Genomic DNA, 15,697 nt, shown 5'->3' with positions numbered 1-15,697 from the left:
CCATGGAAAATATTTTAGAAGTTAAAAATTTACATGTTTCTTTTGATACCTACGGTGGTGAAGTGCAAGCGGTACGCGGTGTTACTTTCGATTTAAAGAAAGGTGAAACACTCGCTATTGTAGGTGAGTCAGGTTCAGGTAAATCAGTAACAACACGTGCACTTGCAAAACTGATTCCTTCACCTCCTGGTCGCATCAAAGAAGGCGAAATTTTATTTGAAGGTAAAAACCTTGCGCAGTTAAGTGAACGCGAGATGCAAAAAATTCGGGGGAAAGATATTTCAACGATTTTTCAAGATCCGATGACGTCACTTAACCCAACAATGAAAATCGGCTCACAAGTTATGGAAGGGTTACTTAAACACCATAAAATCAGTAAAAAAGAAGCGCGTAAGCGTACGTTAGAATTACTTGATTTGGTTGGTTTACCTGATGCTGAGAAGCGAATTGATCAATACCCCCACCAGTTCTCTGGTGGACAACGTCAACGGGTTGTGATTGCGATTGCGCTTGCTTGTGGTCCAAAGATTCTGATTGCCGATGAGCCAACAACAGCGCTTGACGTTACAATTCAAGCACAGATTTTAGAATTAATGAAAGATATCCAGAAAAAAGTTGATAGTTCGATTATCTTTATTACACACGACCTTGGTGTTGTTGCGAACGTAGCTGACCGTGTGGCCGTTATGTACGCAGGTAAAATAGTAGAAATCGGAACAGCAGATGAAATTTTTTATAATCCAAAACACCCATATACATGGGGATTACTTGGTTCAATGCCAACACTGGATAATGAAGAAGAATCATTGGTTGCGATTCCGGGTTCACCACCTGATATGTTGAACCCTCCAACAGGAGATGCCTTTGCGGCGCGTAATGAATATGCGATGGAAATTGACTTTGTTGAACAACCGCCAATGTTTAAAGTATCAGATACACATTATGCGGCAACGTGGTTACTCCATGAACATGCACCTAAAGTGGAGCCGCCTTTAGCGGTTCAATCACGAATGAAAGATAATCTACATGCGAACGTGCCTGGGGAACGTAAAAAGGAAGGTGACCGTTCATGAGTAAAGAAAAACTATTAGAAGTAAAAAATCTAAAACAACACTTTAAAACAGGGCGACATACTACCGTTAAAGCCGTTGATGGAATTACCTTTGATATTTTTAAAGGTGAAACCTTTGGGCTTGTAGGGGAGTCTGGTTGTGGTAAATCAACAACTGGCCGTAGTATTATTCGTCTTTATAACGCTACAGAAGGTGATGTTTTATTTAAAGGCGAAAGTGTTCATGGCAAGAAAAATAAAGCAGACCTTAAAACATTCAATCAAAAAATGCAAATGATTTTCCAGGATCCTTATGCATCATTAAATCCACGTATGACGGTTATGGATATTGTTGCTGAAGGTTTAGATATTCACGGTCTTGTGAAATCACCTAAGGAACGTCAAGCGCGTGTATTTGAACTGTTAGAAACCGTTGGTTTAAGCAAAGAGCACGCGAACCGTTACCCTCACGAATTTAGTGGGGGACAACGTCAACGTATCGGAATCGCCCGTGCACTTGCGGTAGAACCTGAATTTATTATTGCCGATGAGCCGATTTCAGCACTTGATGTGTCGATTCAGGCACAAGTCGTTAACTTGCTTAAAGACTTACAAGACCGTTTCGGTTATACGTATCTTTTTATTGCCCACGATTTATCGATGGTTAAATACATTAGTGACCGTATTGGCGTTATGTACTTTGGTAAAATGGTAGAGATTGCCGATAGTGATGAATTGTATAAGAATCCAATGCATCCTTATACACGCTCGTTACTTTCAGCGATTCCACTACCCGACCCTGACTATGAGCGGACCCGTCGCCGCGTAGAGTATGATCCTGAAAAAGATCATGACCATAGTGAAGAACCAGTGTTCAGAGAAATTAAAAAAGATCACTGGGTGCTGTGTACTGAAAAAGAATTTGAACAATATAAAACTGAAATGAAATAATCTGTGACTGCGATTAACATTAATGTTAATCGCAGTTTTTCAATAAATCTAATGAATATTAATATGACAATACACGAGTTTGTGACTTTAGACTATTTTTTACAACATTTTTAAACAACGGTTTCTTTTCAGAACCAAATCGGCTAAAATAGACAAAAGAGTCACTTATTAAATAGCGGGGGTTATACATAATGAAACAACTTAGAATGCTAGCGATTTTTGTCTTTAGTTTAGGCATCTGGTTCGGTGTAAATACAAACGAAACTTATGCTGAAGAAACGGAATCTTTACATGTTAGTTTTAATCAGAAGCGAACAATTACCTTAGACCAAACGATGAAAGAGGCGAGCTTGCAGCGTTTTCGATTTGATTCAGGTTATACATTTACATATCCTGATGCCGTTAGAGGGATTTATTTAACAGGTCACTCCGCTGGTGGAAGTCGCTTTGAAACACTTGTTGAACTACTTAACAACACCGAGCTTAATGCGATGGTTATTGATATTAAAGATGATCACGGTAACTTAACCTTTAAGCCAGATGAATCATCACCTTACTATGACATTGCGAAAAACTACATTAGCGAACCTGAAGCGATGATGGATGCCTTAGAAGCAAATGGTATTTATCCAATTGCCCGAATTGTTGTCTTTAAAGATACAGTGTTGGCCGAAAAGCGTCCTGAACTTTCGTTTAAAGATGGCGGACAAATATGGAAAAACAACCGCGGCGAAGCTTTTGTTAATCCATTCATGAAAGAAGTTTGGGAGTACAACGTTGAACTTGCGAAATATGCGGTTGAAATGGGCTTTATGGAGATTCAATTTGATTATGTCCGGTTCCCAGAAGGTTTTGAGCGCCGTGATGAACAACTCACTTATTCTGAAGGTGATTATTCAAGTGGTGAGCTAAATAACACTAAAAAACGGGTTGAAGCGGTTTCTGATTTCGTTGAATACGCTAAGAATGAGTTGCATGATTATGGGGTCGAAATATCTGTTGATATCTTTGGTTACGCTGCAACTGTAGAGGAAACACCAGGAATTGGCCAAAACTTCACCCGTATCTCAGAACACGTTGATGTCATTTCATCAATGATTTATCCTAGCCACTGGTCTAATAATTATTTTGATATTCCAGTACCTGATAAAGAACCGTATCGCCTTACTGATGAATATGCGAAGGTAGAAAATGAGGTATTAGGGGCGCTTGGTGAGAACGCACCAACCTCTCGTCCATGGATTCAAGATTTTTCTGCGCCATGGATCTATAGCGGTGCTACCTTTACTTATGGTAAACAAGAGGTTGAGGATCAAATTCGAGCATTAAATGATAATGGAATCAATGAATTCTTATTATGGAATTCAAGCAATAAGTATACAGAAGGCGTTGATTACACGCCGACGAACTAATGAGTTAGACTAGATAATTGGTCGCTTGTTTTGCCATTGGTTCGTGAGTCTTGCTTGACACATAATCTGAATTAAGGAGAAAAGCATCCCTTTCTTAAGTGAAAGGGAGCTTTTTTGATGTAGGACCGAATAAATCCCTGATAAGCAGGGTATATAGAGTAAAAGCGAATTTTTTAAAAAAAGCAGCTTCTGTTATAATACAAAAGGATAGTAGAGAGGGGATGTTTTAAATGGATTGGTTTGAAAAATTAAATGAGTACTTTCCAGTACATGAAATGAAATCAAAAGAGCATATGGAGATGTTGTTAAAAGAACGTGGGGATGTCTATTATAAAGATGAATCGGATGACCATGTGATGATGTATGCGGAATTTGATGAGTTTATCTTCATCGACTACTTATATGTGGCAAGTCATACGAGAGGAACAGGAATCGGTCACCAATTAATTAAAAACCTAAAACAAAAAAATAAACCAATTATTTTAGAGGTTGAACCCGTTGATTATTCAGATACCGATACAAAGAAGCGTCTACACTTCTATAAACGTGAAGGCTTTACTCATGCAGCTTCAATTGGTTATAATCGACGATCACTAGTGACAAACGAAGATGCGCCTCTAGAAATCCTATTTTGGTCGCCATCAAATCAGGGTGAGGAAGGCATTTATAATCAAATGCGTCATATGTATGAACATATCCATACCTATAAAGATAAAGAAATCTATGGCAAGCGCTATCAAAAAGCCGATGAAGTCCTTTCATATGGCGATGCGGTTAAAAAATCAAATATTTTAGATGACTTAAACTAAAAGCTAGCACCTTAATCAGTAATCAGATTAAGGTGCTATCCTTTTCAGTCAAGAGGCAATGCGACGTTAAAATGGTTCGAAAATCGTAACAATGCAGAAGGATAGAAATATGAGGAAAAGAATTTATCTTGAATCCAAGGTAATATCTTGTCTTTCTCAACTAACTCCTTTATAATAAGAAAAGGTTGAGAAAGTTATTTTCAAAAAATATGTTTAACTTATCACAATGATGGGAAAAGTTATACCAGTATACACATTATATTCGTGGATTTGTGTAATTTATATGTAAAGTGAGGAAAAACCCTATCCAATGGGTATGCTTTTGATGTATACTATGAGTAGTAAATTAGATTATAATTATTTTAATCTAATAATTGACTGTATACAAATGATTTAACTATATAATAATTGAGGAGTGATGGTTGATGGTAACACTTTATATCTCACCAAGCTGTACCTCTTGCCGTAAAGCTAAAGCATGGTTAGAAGAACATGATATTCCTTACCAAGAGCGCAACATATTCTCAGATAATTTATCTGTGGATGAAATAAAGGAAATCTTACGCATGACTGAAGATGGCACGGATGAAATTATTTCAACGCGATCAAAGGTATTCCAAAAGCTCGATGTGGATATCGATCAAATGCCATTAAAGGATCTTATTAATGTCATTAAAGATCATCCTGGTATTTTACGTCGTCCAATTATCTTAGATGAAAAGCGTCTTCAAGTCGGTTACAACGAAGATGAAATTAGACGATTCTTACCTCGTAAAGTAAGAACGTTCCAATTACGTGAAGCGCAAAAAATGGTCAACTAAGCAACGGTTGAAACAAGACGCTACCTTTTGGGTTTGGGTCTTGTTTTTTTGTGTGTATCGAGTGACAAGACGTCATAAATACGATAAAATAGACATTCAATAGTTATAATTACAAGCTTAAGGCAGGTTTTTTCGGGTATGGTAATATATAGGGACATGTTTTACCACCACCTTTTCAGAAGGGAGAGAAGAGAGAATGAAAATAGAAAGAATCAATGATAACACGATTAAATTTTATATTTCGTATATGGATATTGAAGATCGTGGTTTTAATCGCGAAGAAATTTGGTATAACCGAGAACGCAGTGAACAGCTCTTCTGGCAGGTGATGGAGGAAGCTGATCACGCAGAAGAGGATTTTGAAATTGAAGGCCCTTTATGGATTCAAGTACAAGCGTTAGAAAAAGGCTTGGAGATTACTGTGACAAAAGCACAAATGTCGAAAGATGGGCAGAACTTAGAGGTGCCAGTCGATCAGATGGTGTCTCAAGATCAGATTCAAGACAAAATTGAAAGTTTATTGGAACAAGATCATAAGGGTGATCACTCGAATCAAGAGGATTATGATGACGAAGCGTATAAAATCTTGCCGAACTTAGTCAGTTTTAAAGATTTTGAAGATGTGATTCGATTAAGTCATGCGATCGATGCAGAATTTATTGATCATGCGATTTATCACTATATAGATAACTACTTTATGATTTATACGTTTGATGATGTTCATCTTGACGATATTGCCCAAGACGGATTAAAGAGTAAAATCGAGGAGTATAGCACTAAATCAAAACAATCGATTGCGATGATTTTAGAGTACGGCAAGCCGATCTTTGAAGAAGATGGTTTAACCGCGATGAAGCATTTGTTTGACCTATAAGTTATATGTTTTCCCCTAATGGTGATGTTTATGACTATTAGGGTTTTTTTACGTAGAGGGATTAATAAGCGTCTGTTTCATTCTTCATTATCAATACATCTAAAAACTTAACGAGAGAAAAGGCGTGATAGTCGAATCGATTGCGATAAATTTGTTATAATGAATAAATAAGATAAAATAAGGAGTGGATAGGATGAGTCAGAAGTTAATGACGCGTAATGAACAAAAAGTAAACGATACGTGGCGATTAGAAGATATTTTTGAAAGTGATGATCGCTGGGAAGAGGAACGTCAACGTTTACAAACTGAACTTGAACAGTTTAATGACTATAAAGGCACACTCGGTGATTCGGCAGAACAATTATATGCGCTATTTATTTTTGATGATGAGATTTCAGAGCGAATCGGTAAATTATATACATATGCCCATATGCGCTATGACCAAGATACAACGAATGCTCACTATCAAGAAATGAATCAAAAAGCACAGATGTTACTGACAAAAGCGATTAGTGAAACGAGTTTTATTGTGCCGGAGATATTAAAAATCGATGAAACAAGACTTGAAGGTTTCTTAACACGTCACGATGGTTTAAAAGGTTATGATAAAGTCTTACGTGATTTAAATAAAAAACGACCACATATCTTATCAGAGGATGAAGAAAAGCTCTTGGCAAGCATGAGTGAAGTTACCGGTGGAGCAAGCCAAACTTTTGGGATGTTAAACAATGCCGACCTCACCTTTCCGGATGTTACGAATGAAGACGGAGAGGCTGTTGAGTTAACGCATGGACGCTATATAAACTTCTTGGAATCCAAAGATGAAGAAGTACGTAAAAACGCTTATATGGCAATGTATGAAACGTACGGGAAGTTTATTAATACGTTTAGTGCGACGTTAGGCAATCAAGTTAAAAAAGATAACGTTTATGCGAAAGTGAGACATTATCAATCAGCGCGTGAAAAAGCGCTATCATCTAACCATATTCCAGAGACTGTCTATGACCAACTCGTTGAAGCGGTGAATGAACGACTCGACCTACTCCAACGTTACATTGCACTAAGAAAGCGGGTACTCAAGTTAGATGAATTGCATATGTATGACTTATATACACCGCTTGTGTCAGATGTAGAGGTAACATACACTTATGACCAAGCGCAAACGCTCATTCTTGATGCACTGGCGCCAATGGGAGAAGAATACGTATCTAGACTAAAGGAAGGTTTTAATAACCGCTGGGTAGATGTGTATGAGAATAAGGGTAAGCGTAGTGGAGCTTACTCCTCAGGTGCTTATGGCACTAATCCATACGTATTAATGAACTGGCAAAATAACTTGAATAATGTCTTTACCTTAGCCCATGAATTTGGTCATTCCCTGCATAGTTATTATACACGCGAGAATCAACCTTACCGTTATGGTGACTATTCTATCTTTGTCGCAGAAGTTGCTTCAACATGTAATGAAGCACTTCTTAATGAATACATGTTAAAGCAAACAGATGATTTAAAACAACAACTGTATCTACTGAATCACTTCTTAGAAGGCTTTAGAGGCACTGTGTTTAGACAAACGATGTTTAGTGAATTTGAACACTTGATTCATACGTTAGACCAACAAGGTGAAGCGCTCACAGCAGACCGTCTCACTAAAGAGTATGATCAATTAAACCGTAAGTACTTTGGTGATGCTGTCGCGTATGATGATTATATTGGTAAGGAGTGGGCCAGAATCCCGCACTTCTATTACAATTACTACGTCTATCAATATGCGACCGGTTATAGTGCGGCTCAAACGCTCGCCCATCAAATCCTTAAAGAAGGCGAGCCAGCGGTTGAACGCTACTTAAGCTTCTTAAAGGCTGGTAGTTCTGATGAACCGATTAATGTCTTAAAACAAGCGGGAGTCGATATGACTGAGAAAGCACCAATCTTACATGCGTTAGATGTGTTCGAAGAGAAATTAAATGATTTTGAAGCGTTACTTGAACAACTTGAAGTTTAATTAATAATGTAAACTAAAAAAACAGGTTAGCCTCTTGAGGCGAGCCTGTTTTTTAGTAAACACATCAATCAGTAAAAGCGGAATAATCGTACCAAGTATGACAATTTTGTGAAATGTATATAGAAACGCTTGCATAAGTTGGAAAACGTTGTTATAGTAGTTTGTGAGATGTTTAACAAACAAAACCCCTTTGTTTGATCTAAAACTTTCTCCCATCCCCCCATGACAATCTGTCATGGCATCATACGCACACATTGTGTGCGTATTTTTTCTGTCTGTTTTTAATCAAAAACCCTCCACATGATAGTGGAGGGGGAAATTAATCTTCTAAATAACGCCAATACATACCATGTTTAACCGGTATATGTTCAACAATGCGTTGTAATTTCAGTTTTTTCATTTCTTTACATGCCTTTTCAACAGGCCAATCGAAGATAATAGCTATTTCAACTGAACTTACAAATTTAAAATATCGAATAAAGTCAAGTAAATCAGGTATCTCCATTGGATAAACCTCGTGTTCAAGTAATTGTTTCAATATTTTAACATAAATCTCATAAGGGTATGCACCAGATAATTTCAATCCTTCATCCTCATCATCTTCATTGAAGAAAACAAGTGACGGGGTGTGATCAACGTCCATTTCTTTAGTTAGTTTCAGATCACAGCGGAGTGCTTTTTTAGCTGTATCAGAATGAAGGTCACGCTTAAATTCATCTGTATCTAAATGGACTTCTTTGGCGATTTGAATCAGTTCATTATCTGTTGATATGTCCATTTTATATAAGAAGAGTTTTTCTTGTACCTTTCTTAAATAACGTCGGCCCGCTTTGATACCTTGCAGTTCAGCTGTTTTAATCGCAATGGAAACATTTATAGGATAACTGATAGGATTTTCAATCCAAAGATCTCCGTCGCAACAAACGCCAGTAACACAAGCCGTCTTCTCCCATTGTGCTTTTAATTTTTTCGGTGTGTGTAAATCATCTTGATAAATATTTGACCATTTCCCGGTAAGAATCGGCCGAATCGTAAAGAAGCGTCCATATTCTAGTTGAAGTTTACGGATAATTGGGTCAAGTGACCAGGCTTCAGGGCAGAGTGGGTCAGTAAACATGTATATTTCAATCGGTTTTTTTAAGAGATCAAAGAAGCTATACTGTGCCTCTTTAGGTTGAGTGTGATTAAGTTCAGGCCCAGTGTGGTTTGCGCTCACATCGATTCTCCTTTCCTACAAGTTCTTATTAAACACGATGTGTTCAACAACCTTATTGTATCAGTCTCATTGAAAAATAGGCAACTAATATGATTATGATACGTTATTTAGTGCGCTATAAAATCGTGCGATTTTATTTGGTGTTTCCTTTTTCGTAATTGAAAAACGTGTTAACAATCCATCTAGACGCGCCTCTGTTACCTTAAGGCTCGGACCCTCAATTTCAAGTTCATAATCAACTTGACCGAGGTAGTGACTCTCATCTAGCACGACGAGAACACCATCTTGGTTAACCTCAATGCGATTCGTTTCCAAAGTGCCACCGAAAACAAGCGCCTCAATCGGTACACCAAGAGCTTTGATGCGTGTCTCAATAGCGGGTTTTATCGTCCCATTGTTCGCTATAAGCTGATTGGCTTCTTGTTTTGTAAGTGGTTCATGTGTTTCAAGCAAGCCATCGCCTTGAGGCTGTTTTAGTGTCAGAACGAAGGCGCCATTTTTCTCGCGGATTCGAAGGGCGGAACCGGTTTGTTTTAATTGAAAATCAGCTGTTTCAAAATAATGATTGCGTTGTTTTTTTGGCGTAACGTCACTGAGGGATAACCCCGTGATTAAATGATTGTATTCGTCTTTAGTAAGTAAATTTTTACGCTCGATTTCTAGTTCTTGCATCATGTCAGTCCTTTATGAGTTTTTCTCTAAGTATAAGGAAGATAAGCGGATCTGTCGAGATTTAAAGCTTGTAAAAAGGGAATATGGTACAATAAGGGTAGATATAGATTGATGAAGAGGTGATTGATATGACTGAAGAAATGAATTGGCACCAACTACTTGTCCCGTATACACAAGTCGTTGATGAATTAAAAGTAAAGTTGAGAGGTATGCGCAAACAGTTTGAAATTGAAAAGAAGCATTCACCAATCGAACTTGTGACAGGCCGAGTTAAACCTGTTCAAAGTATGTTTGATAAAGCCCGGCGTAAACAATTAACAGATGATCAGATTGAATCGGTATTACAAGATATTGCCGGAGTGAGAGTTGTTTGTCAATTTGTTGATGATATTTATACGATTGTTGATTTATTGAGAAAGCGTGACGATTTTCAGGTTATAGAAGAAAAAGATTACATAAAACATAAAAAGGACAGTGGTTATCGGTCCTACCACGTCATTATCAAATACCCGGTTCAAACGATTCATGGGAAGAAATATGTGACGGCTGAAATTCAAATTAGAACACTTGCGATGAACTTTTGGGCGACCAATGAACACTCGTTAAATTATAAATATAAAGGTCAAATTCCACAAGATATTAAAAAGCGATTAAAAAAAGCAGCGGAAGCAGCGTTTCAACTCGATGAAGAAATGGCGAAAATTAAGGACGAAGTCCAGGAGGCTCAGTGGATCTTTAATCAAATTAGACCAAAGTTCAAGAAAATGGGGGATGAAGAATGAAACGATTCGTGGTAACGTCTAAAGGTGATGAAAAATCAAATGCGATTAAAATGATTCTTGATCAATATTTAAGTGACTTCGACTTAGTGATGGATGAAGATGCGCCTGATTTGGTCATTACCGTTGGTGGAGATGGCACCTTTCTTCATGCCGTTCATCAATATTTTCACCGGTTAAAAGATACGGCTTTTATTGGGGTACACACGGGACACCTAGGTTTTTATGCGGACTGGTTACCTGATGAAATTGAAAAGCTCGTAATTGAAATTTCAAAAGATAAGTTTGATATTGCTGAATACCCATTACTCGAAGTGAAAGTATTTAAAAAGGATGTCAAGGACTACGAGCGTTACTTAGCATTAAATGAGGCAACGGTAAGAAAAATTGAAGGGTCTGTCGTGATGGACATTAATATTAATGGCGACTTGTTTGAACGATTCAGAGGTGATGGTTTATGCATGTCGACCCCATCAGGTAGTACCGCTTATAATAAAGCACTTGGTGGTGCGATTATTCACCCTTCGCTTTCAACGATGCAGTTAACAGAGATGTCATCGATTAATAACCGGGTGTACCGAACAATTGGCTCACCACTTATTTTTCCGAGCCACCATGTTGTACAATTTAAGCCGGTGAATGAAGCACAGAGCTTTTTAATGACGATTGATCACTTAACAAAATCAGTCGATCATGTGAACTTACTCGAGTGTACGGTCGCTAAAGAAAAAATTAAATTTGCGCGTTTTAGAGCCTTTCCATTCTGGAAGCGGGTCCATGATTCGTTTATTTCGGATGAACGGTAGTCGGAAAATGATTCGCTTTCATGTACAAACAGATGGCTTAAACGTCCGTGATTATTTATTAACTAAGGCAAACTTGTCTCGCCAAACATTAAAGAAGATAAAGTTTGCGGGTGGAGCCATTTACTTAAATAACACACCAGTCAATGTAAGAGCACCGGTTAAAAAAGGCGACACGATTGATTGCCTATTACCAAAAGAAGTGCGTTCACCGAACCTGTATCCGGTTGAGATGCCACTTAAAATCATCTATGAAGATGATTTTATTCTTGTAGTCAATAAGCCGGCAGGGTTACCTGTCATGCCTAAAATGGGCCATGACACAGCTTCGCTTGCACATGGTCTCATTCATTATTACAATCAAATAAATCTCCCTTATACCGTTCATATTGTGACAAGACTAGACCAAGATACGTCAGGGCTCGTGCTCGTCGCTAAACATCAACTGGCCCACGGGTATTTTCGAGATATGAAAGTAAAACGCCGTTACTTAGCTGTAGTTGAAGGTAAATTAAAAGAAACAAGTGGCATCATTACCTTACCGATTGCTCGCAAACCTGGCTCGATTATTGAACGCTCGGTAGATTATGACGGTAAACACGCCGAAACCCATTACTGCGTGGTCGAAGAAGCAGATGCGTGGAGTTTGTTGAATATTGAACTAAAAACAGGGCGAACCCATCAGATACGGGTCCATTTTAGTCATCTTCAGCATCCGTTAATCGGTGACACCTTGTATGGCGGTACAAAAGATATAGCCAATCGGCAAGCGCTGCATTGTTATCATTTAGCTTTTACGCAGCCCTATACAAATGAAGTGCTATCATTTATCGCGCCGTGGCCAGATGATTTACCGGCAATACAAGGTGATTTGTCCACATTAACAGCCCAAAAACTTATTGATGAATGAGAACAAGACAGAAATATAAATAAAACTTGACACCACGAGTGGTGTCAAGTTTTAGGTTTAATCATTTTCAAAATCAGTGAAACGTTCCGGTTGAAAAGGTTGCCGAGAGTCAACGGTCATCATCGTTCGTTCAGGGACACGCATTGCCATTAGCTTATTACCAAAAATACAACCGAGGTCAATGTTGACAGTATTATTTGAAATATACGGGCGCAAAACCGGCGTGTGACCATAGATGACGAGCGTTTCTCCATTATGGTGCGGTGTCCAATCAATCCGCACAGGTCGACCATCTGGGTGATATTCTTTTGGTTTGGGTCCGTATAAAACAAAGGCTTTGACATGTTTACTCGTCTGGCCAATCATATGGTTAAGAATGCCCGCATGGCTGATGACGACATTTAAATGTTTGTCATAGTGATAGAGCGGGGCTTGATTGTAAAGTGTCATAAACTGTCGTTTTATTTGGTCTTTGTCTGTTTGGTTTAGCTGGTTATATTCTGTAATCGTCGTTTCTAAACCGTGTTTAACGTCAACGTTATTTCCGAGGAAATAACGGTACAATTTATCGCAATGATTTCCCGGAACATACACAGCAATTTGGTCAACGACAACCAGTTGATAGACAAGCTCAATTACTCTCAGTGATGCAGGACCACGGTCAGTTAAGTCACCAACAAAAGCTAAGCGGCGGTGATCGTCGTGATAGAAGTGCCCATTTTTTTCTATGTAGCCGAGTTGTGCGATCAATTCAACCAATTCTTCGTAACATCCGTGGATATCACCAATAACGTCAAGGGCCATGTGATCATCTCGCTTTCATCTAAAGTTAAGGTTTATGTTAGTATTTTACCACGTTTATGACGATCTATTCATGACGTGTGCTCATAATTGGTGTTTATACCAATATAAAAGGGGGAATAAGGAGTGTACATTAACGAGAAAGTTTTAACAAAACATAGACCAACTTGTTAATGTTATTATCTAAATTAGGCGAGGAACCCCTCATCTTCAAATTTCGCAAGAAATTGAGGTGAAGTAGTTCAAGTCAAGAGTTAACAGGGGGGACGATGATGGATACTATTACAAACGAAACACTTTATCAGAGTTTACTTAACGGAGCAAAAGAGGTCATGCATAATCGAATGTTTTTAAATAAGATTAATGTTTTTCCCGTTGCTGATGGTGACACAGGCAGTAATCTTTTTTCGACAATGCAAAGCATTGTTTTTCATGCTGAGTTAAAAGAAGATGCAAAATTAACGTTAGAATCGATTGCGGATTCAGCTATTATTGGTGCAAGAGGAAACTCAGGACTTATTTTTGCGCAGTACTTTCAAGGCTTAAGTGAAGCAATGAAAAATGATACCGATGTGACCAAAGAAGCTTTTATTGCCGCTAGTAAAGCCGGTATGGACTATGCCTACCAAGCAATTGAAAAACCGGTAGAAGGAACAATGCTTACAATTATGAAGGCGTTCCATGATGCGTTGTATCAAGCGAGTCAACAAATTAGTGCCTTTGATGCGCTGATTGAGAATGCGTTAGCTCAAGTCGATATTGCGGTTGATCATACAACCGATCAATTAAAAATTTTGAAACAATCCGCCGTCGTTGATTCAGGGGCAAAAGGATTTGCTTATTTTGTGAAAGGCTTCTTAGATGGGCTCAAAGGCAAGCTGATTGTGGGTGACGCGCTGACGAGTGAAGAAGTGTTACCGGCGATTGAGCATGAACATGAGGATGCCTCATTACAATACCGTTACTGTACTGAAGCACTGATTGAAAAAACAACAGACTTACCAGATTTGAAACAGCTCCTTCATGACTTAGGTGATTCGATTGTTCAAGTGAATGGCAAGCAAAAAGTACGGGTGCATGTGCATACAAATGAGCCAAGTGAAATGTTTAAGCGCTTAAGCCAGTACGGTAAAATCTTAGAACAAAAAGTTGATGATATGGTTGGGCAATATAACCGTATTCACCACCGGAAATATCAAACTGTTATTGTGACCGACTCTATTGCTGATTTACCACAAGAAGTTATTGATGATGAACAAATCCATATGGTTAACTTATCAATCCTTGTTGGTGATGAATCGTACCTTGATAAACTCACCGTCACGAATGAGAGATTATTTGAACTAGCAAAAGAAAAAAAGACGCACCCAACGTCATCCCAACCGACTATTAAAAGTATCGAAAACATGTACCGATACCTACTATCATACTACGATGATATTATTGTGTTTACAGTTGCTAGTGCGTTAAGTGGGACGTATAATGCATTTATAAAATCACGTAATAGCTTTACCCATGAACAAAATCGCATCCATGTGATTGATACGAAACAAAACTCAGTCGCAGAAGGGCTACTTGTATGGGAAGCAACGCAGAAATTAAAGGCTAAGACGCCGGTTGAGCAATTAATCTTAAATACGAAGCAGTCGATTAAACAATCAAAGATTTTAGTTAAAATTAATACACTTGATAACATGATTGCTTCCGGTCGATTAAGTGTAAGGGCAGGCTCATTGGCAAAAAAGGTCGGCTTACGCCCAATTATTACGTTGGATGAACAAGGTGATGGTGGGATTTTCAAAATTGCCTTTCATCCTGATAGAGCGTTAAAGAAAATTTTAAAACATCTAAAGAAATTAGATCAGACGAAAGGAATTAAACATTACGCCGTTACTTATGTCGATGATCGATCACTCGGTGAAGCTTTCACGGAGTCTTTAACAGAAGCATTAGGCAGACCACCTGTTTATATGACAAAGAGTTCAGGTATTATCGCGATGGGTGCTGGGGTAGGCGCTGTTGCTGTGAGCTATATTACAAACGAAGAGTAAGCGAGAAAAACGGAACGAAACAATTATAAGGAGGGATTCGATGCGTTTTTTGATTATTTATCTCATTACATTTGTCGTCTTTATTGTGATTGATTTGATCTGGTTAGGCTTTATTGCTAAAAATCTTTACCAGGAACATATTGGCTTTATCATGAGTAAAAAACCGAATTGGGTGGCAGCGATTATCTTTTATCTCATCTTCATTTTCGGTTTGATTTACTTTGTTATTAATCCAGCTCTTGATTCTGGTAGTTTTACTGAGGCGTTATTACGCGGGATGTTATTTGGCTTTATCACCTATTCGACCTACGATTTAACCAATCTTGCTACACTTGAAGGTTGGCCCATTAAAATTACCATCATTGATTTAATTTGGGGGACATCGTTAGGTGGCCTAGTCTCAAGTATTAGTTACTGGTTAATACAATTTATTTAATACGATGAAAGGGTTCTTTGTCAAATGGTGTTGGTGAGAAGTTTTAACCAATAATTTCAAGTTTATATTTCACATGTTTCGGCTCTTTTTATGCAGCTGAAACATG

15 protein-coding genes are annotated in these 15,697 nt (G+C 38.2%); 12 read left to right on the top strand and 3 right to left on the bottom strand.

Annotated features, from left to right (window positions below):
• Nucleotides 1–2 precede the first annotated feature (2 nt).
• The 7 genes from BM098_RS07095 (at nt 3) to pepF (ending at nt 7,923) form a co-directional block, all read left to right on the top strand.
• Nucleotides 3–1,073, top strand: coding sequence for an ABC transporter ATP-binding protein (locus BM098_RS07095; protein ID WP_089831834.1), 1,071 nt, complete (start codon nt 3–5; stop codon nt 1,071–1,073).
• Nucleotides 1,070–2,002: an ABC transporter ATP-binding protein gene (locus tag BM098_RS07090; RefSeq protein ID WP_089831832.1), complete on the top strand. Its 933-nt coding sequence runs from the start codon at nt 1,070–1,072 to the stop codon at nt 2,000–2,002. The genes BM098_RS07095 and BM098_RS07090 overlap by 4 nt, the downstream gene beginning before the upstream one ends.
• Before the next feature lie 191 nt (nt 2,003–2,193).
• Nucleotides 2,194–3,414, top strand: a complete 1,221-nt coding sequence (locus BM098_RS07085; RefSeq protein WP_089831830.1) for a putative glycoside hydrolase — start codon at nt 2,194–2,196, stop codon at nt 3,412–3,414.
• Between the two features lie 230 nt (nt 3,415–3,644).
• A complete protein-coding gene (locus BM098_RS07080) occupies nt 3,645–4,223 on the top strand; it encodes a GNAT family N-acetyltransferase (protein ID WP_089831828.1) in 579 nt (192 codons plus the stop codon).
• 425 nt (nt 4,224–4,648) lie between these two features.
• Entirely contained in the window at nt 4,649–5,044 is a 396-nt protein-coding gene (gene spxA / locus BM098_RS07075) for a transcriptional regulator SpxA (protein ID WP_089831827.1), read from the top strand.
• A 196-nt stretch (nt 5,045–5,240) separates the two neighbouring features.
• Complete coding sequence (gene mecA, locus BM098_RS07070) at nt 5,241–5,918, top strand: adaptor protein MecA (protein ID WP_089831825.1); 678 nt, start codon at nt 5,241–5,243, stop codon at nt 5,916–5,918.
• Nucleotides 5,919–6,111: 193 nt separating this feature from the next.
• Nucleotides 6,112–7,923, top strand: a complete 1,812-nt coding sequence (gene pepF, locus BM098_RS07065; RefSeq protein WP_234987440.1) for an oligoendopeptidase F — start codon at nt 6,112–6,114, stop codon at nt 7,921–7,923.
• 319 nt (nt 7,924–8,242) lie between these two features.
• On the opposite strand, the gene BM098_RS07055 is transcribed toward pepF, so the two are convergent.
• Complete coding sequence (locus BM098_RS07055) at nt 8,243–9,139, bottom strand: ClpXP adapter SpxH family protein (RefSeq protein WP_307725237.1); 897 nt, start codon at nt 9,137–9,139, stop codon at nt 8,243–8,245.
• Between the two features lie 93 nt (nt 9,140–9,232).
• Nucleotides 9,233–9,811, bottom strand: coding sequence for a CYTH domain-containing protein (locus BM098_RS07050; RefSeq protein ID WP_234987439.1), 579 nt, complete (start codon nt 9,809–9,811; stop codon nt 9,233–9,235).
• Nucleotides 9,812–9,951: 140 nt separating this feature from the next.
• Between BM098_RS07050 and BM098_RS07045 the strand changes: the two genes are divergently transcribed.
• The 3 genes from BM098_RS07045 to BM098_RS07035 are packed head-to-tail and all read left to right on the top strand — an operon-like array spanning nt 9,952 to nt 12,303.
• The gene (locus tag BM098_RS07045) at nt 9,952–10,593 is read left to right on the top strand and encodes a GTP diphosphokinase (RefSeq protein ID WP_089831907.1); all 642 of its coding nucleotides are present in this window, start codon (nt 9,952–9,954) and stop codon (nt 10,591–10,593) included.
• Complete coding sequence (locus BM098_RS07040; RefSeq protein ID WP_089831819.1) at nt 10,590–11,396, top strand: NAD kinase; 807 nt, start codon at nt 10,590–10,592, stop codon at nt 11,394–11,396. Before BM098_RS07045 ends, BM098_RS07040 begins: the two co-directional genes overlap by 4 nt.
• Nucleotides 11,368–12,303: an RluA family pseudouridine synthase gene (locus tag BM098_RS07035; protein ID WP_234987437.1), complete on the top strand. Its 936-nt coding sequence runs from the start codon at nt 11,368–11,370 to the stop codon at nt 12,301–12,303. The genes BM098_RS07040 and BM098_RS07035 overlap by 29 nt, the downstream gene beginning before the upstream one ends.
• Nucleotides 12,304–12,360: 57 nt before the next feature.
• Here the strand turns inward: BM098_RS07035 and BM098_RS07030 are convergent, their stop codons facing one another.
• A complete protein-coding gene (locus BM098_RS07030; protein ID WP_089831817.1) occupies nt 12,361–13,107 on the bottom strand; it encodes a bis(5'-nucleosyl)-tetraphosphatase PrpE in 747 nt (248 codons plus the stop codon).
• A 269-nt stretch (nt 13,108–13,376) separates the two neighbouring features.
• Here BM098_RS07030 and BM098_RS07025 point away from each other — a divergent pair, with 269 nt between their 5' ends.
• Both BM098_RS07025 and BM098_RS07020 read left to right on the top strand, forming a co-directional pair.
• Nucleotides 13,377–15,155 carry a DegV family protein gene (locus BM098_RS07025; RefSeq protein ID WP_159430135.1) on the top strand — a complete coding sequence of 593 codons (1,779 nt, stop codon included), beginning with the start codon at nt 13,377–13,379 and terminating at the stop codon, nt 15,153–15,155.
• A gap of 40 nt (nt 15,156–15,195) precedes the next feature.
• Nucleotides 15,196–15,591 carry a DUF2177 family protein gene (locus tag BM098_RS07020; RefSeq protein WP_089831813.1) on the top strand — a complete coding sequence of 132 codons (396 nt, stop codon included), beginning with the start codon at nt 15,196–15,198 and terminating at the stop codon, nt 15,589–15,591.
• Nucleotides 15,592–15,697 lie beyond the last annotated feature (106 nt).

The organism is Halolactibacillus halophilus, from assembly GCF_900115605.1.
Taxonomy (GTDB): domain Bacteria; phylum Bacillota; class Bacilli; order Bacillales; family Amphibacillaceae; genus Halolactibacillus; species Halolactibacillus halophilus.
The sequence above is the reverse complement of the archived record's forward strand: the minus strand, read 5'-3'. Positions and strand labels throughout refer to the sequence as shown.

Coding starts and splice junctions, on each gene's coding strand:
- BM098_RS07095 (WP_089831834.1), top strand. CDS start 3: ATGGAAAATATTTTAGAAGTTAAAAATTTACATGTTTCTTTTGATACC.
- BM098_RS07090 (WP_089831832.1), top strand. CDS start 1,070: ATGAGTAAAGAAAAACTATTAGAAGTAAAAAATCTAAAACAACACTTT.
- BM098_RS07085 (WP_089831830.1), top strand. CDS start 2,194: ATGAAACAACTTAGAATGCTAGCGATTTTTGTCTTTAGTTTAGGCATC.
- BM098_RS07080 (WP_089831828.1), top strand. CDS start 3,645: ATGGATTGGTTTGAAAAATTAAATGAGTACTTTCCAGTACATGAAATG.
- spxA (WP_089831827.1), top strand. CDS start 4,649: ATGGTAACACTTTATATCTCACCAAGCTGTACCTCTTGCCGTAAAGCT.
- mecA (WP_089831825.1), top strand. CDS start 5,241: ATGAAAATAGAAAGAATCAATGATAACACGATTAAATTTTATATTTCG.
- pepF (WP_234987440.1), top strand. CDS start 6,112: ATGAGTCAGAAGTTAATGACGCGTAATGAACAAAAAGTAAACGATACG.
- BM098_RS07050 (WP_234987439.1), bottom strand. CDS start 9,811: ATGCAAGAACTAGAAATCGAGCGTAAAAATTTACTTACTAAAGACGAA.
- BM098_RS07045 (WP_089831907.1), top strand. CDS start 9,952: ATGAATTGGCACCAACTACTTGTCCCGTATACACAAGTCGTTGATGAA.
- BM098_RS07040 (WP_089831819.1), top strand. CDS start 10,590: ATGAAACGATTCGTGGTAACGTCTAAAGGTGATGAAAAATCAAATGCG.
- BM098_RS07035 (WP_234987437.1), top strand. CDS start 11,368: ATGATTCGTTTATTTCGGATGAACGGTAGTCGGAAAATGATTCGCTTT.
- BM098_RS07030 (WP_089831817.1), bottom strand. CDS start 13,107: ATGGCCCTTGACGTTATTGGTGATATCCACGGATGTTACGAAGAATTG.
- BM098_RS07025 (WP_159430135.1), top strand. CDS start 13,377: ATGGATACTATTACAAACGAAACACTTTATCAGAGTTTACTTAACGGA.
- BM098_RS07020 (WP_089831813.1), top strand. CDS start 15,196: ATGCGTTTTTTGATTATTTATCTCATTACATTTGTCGTCTTTATTGTG.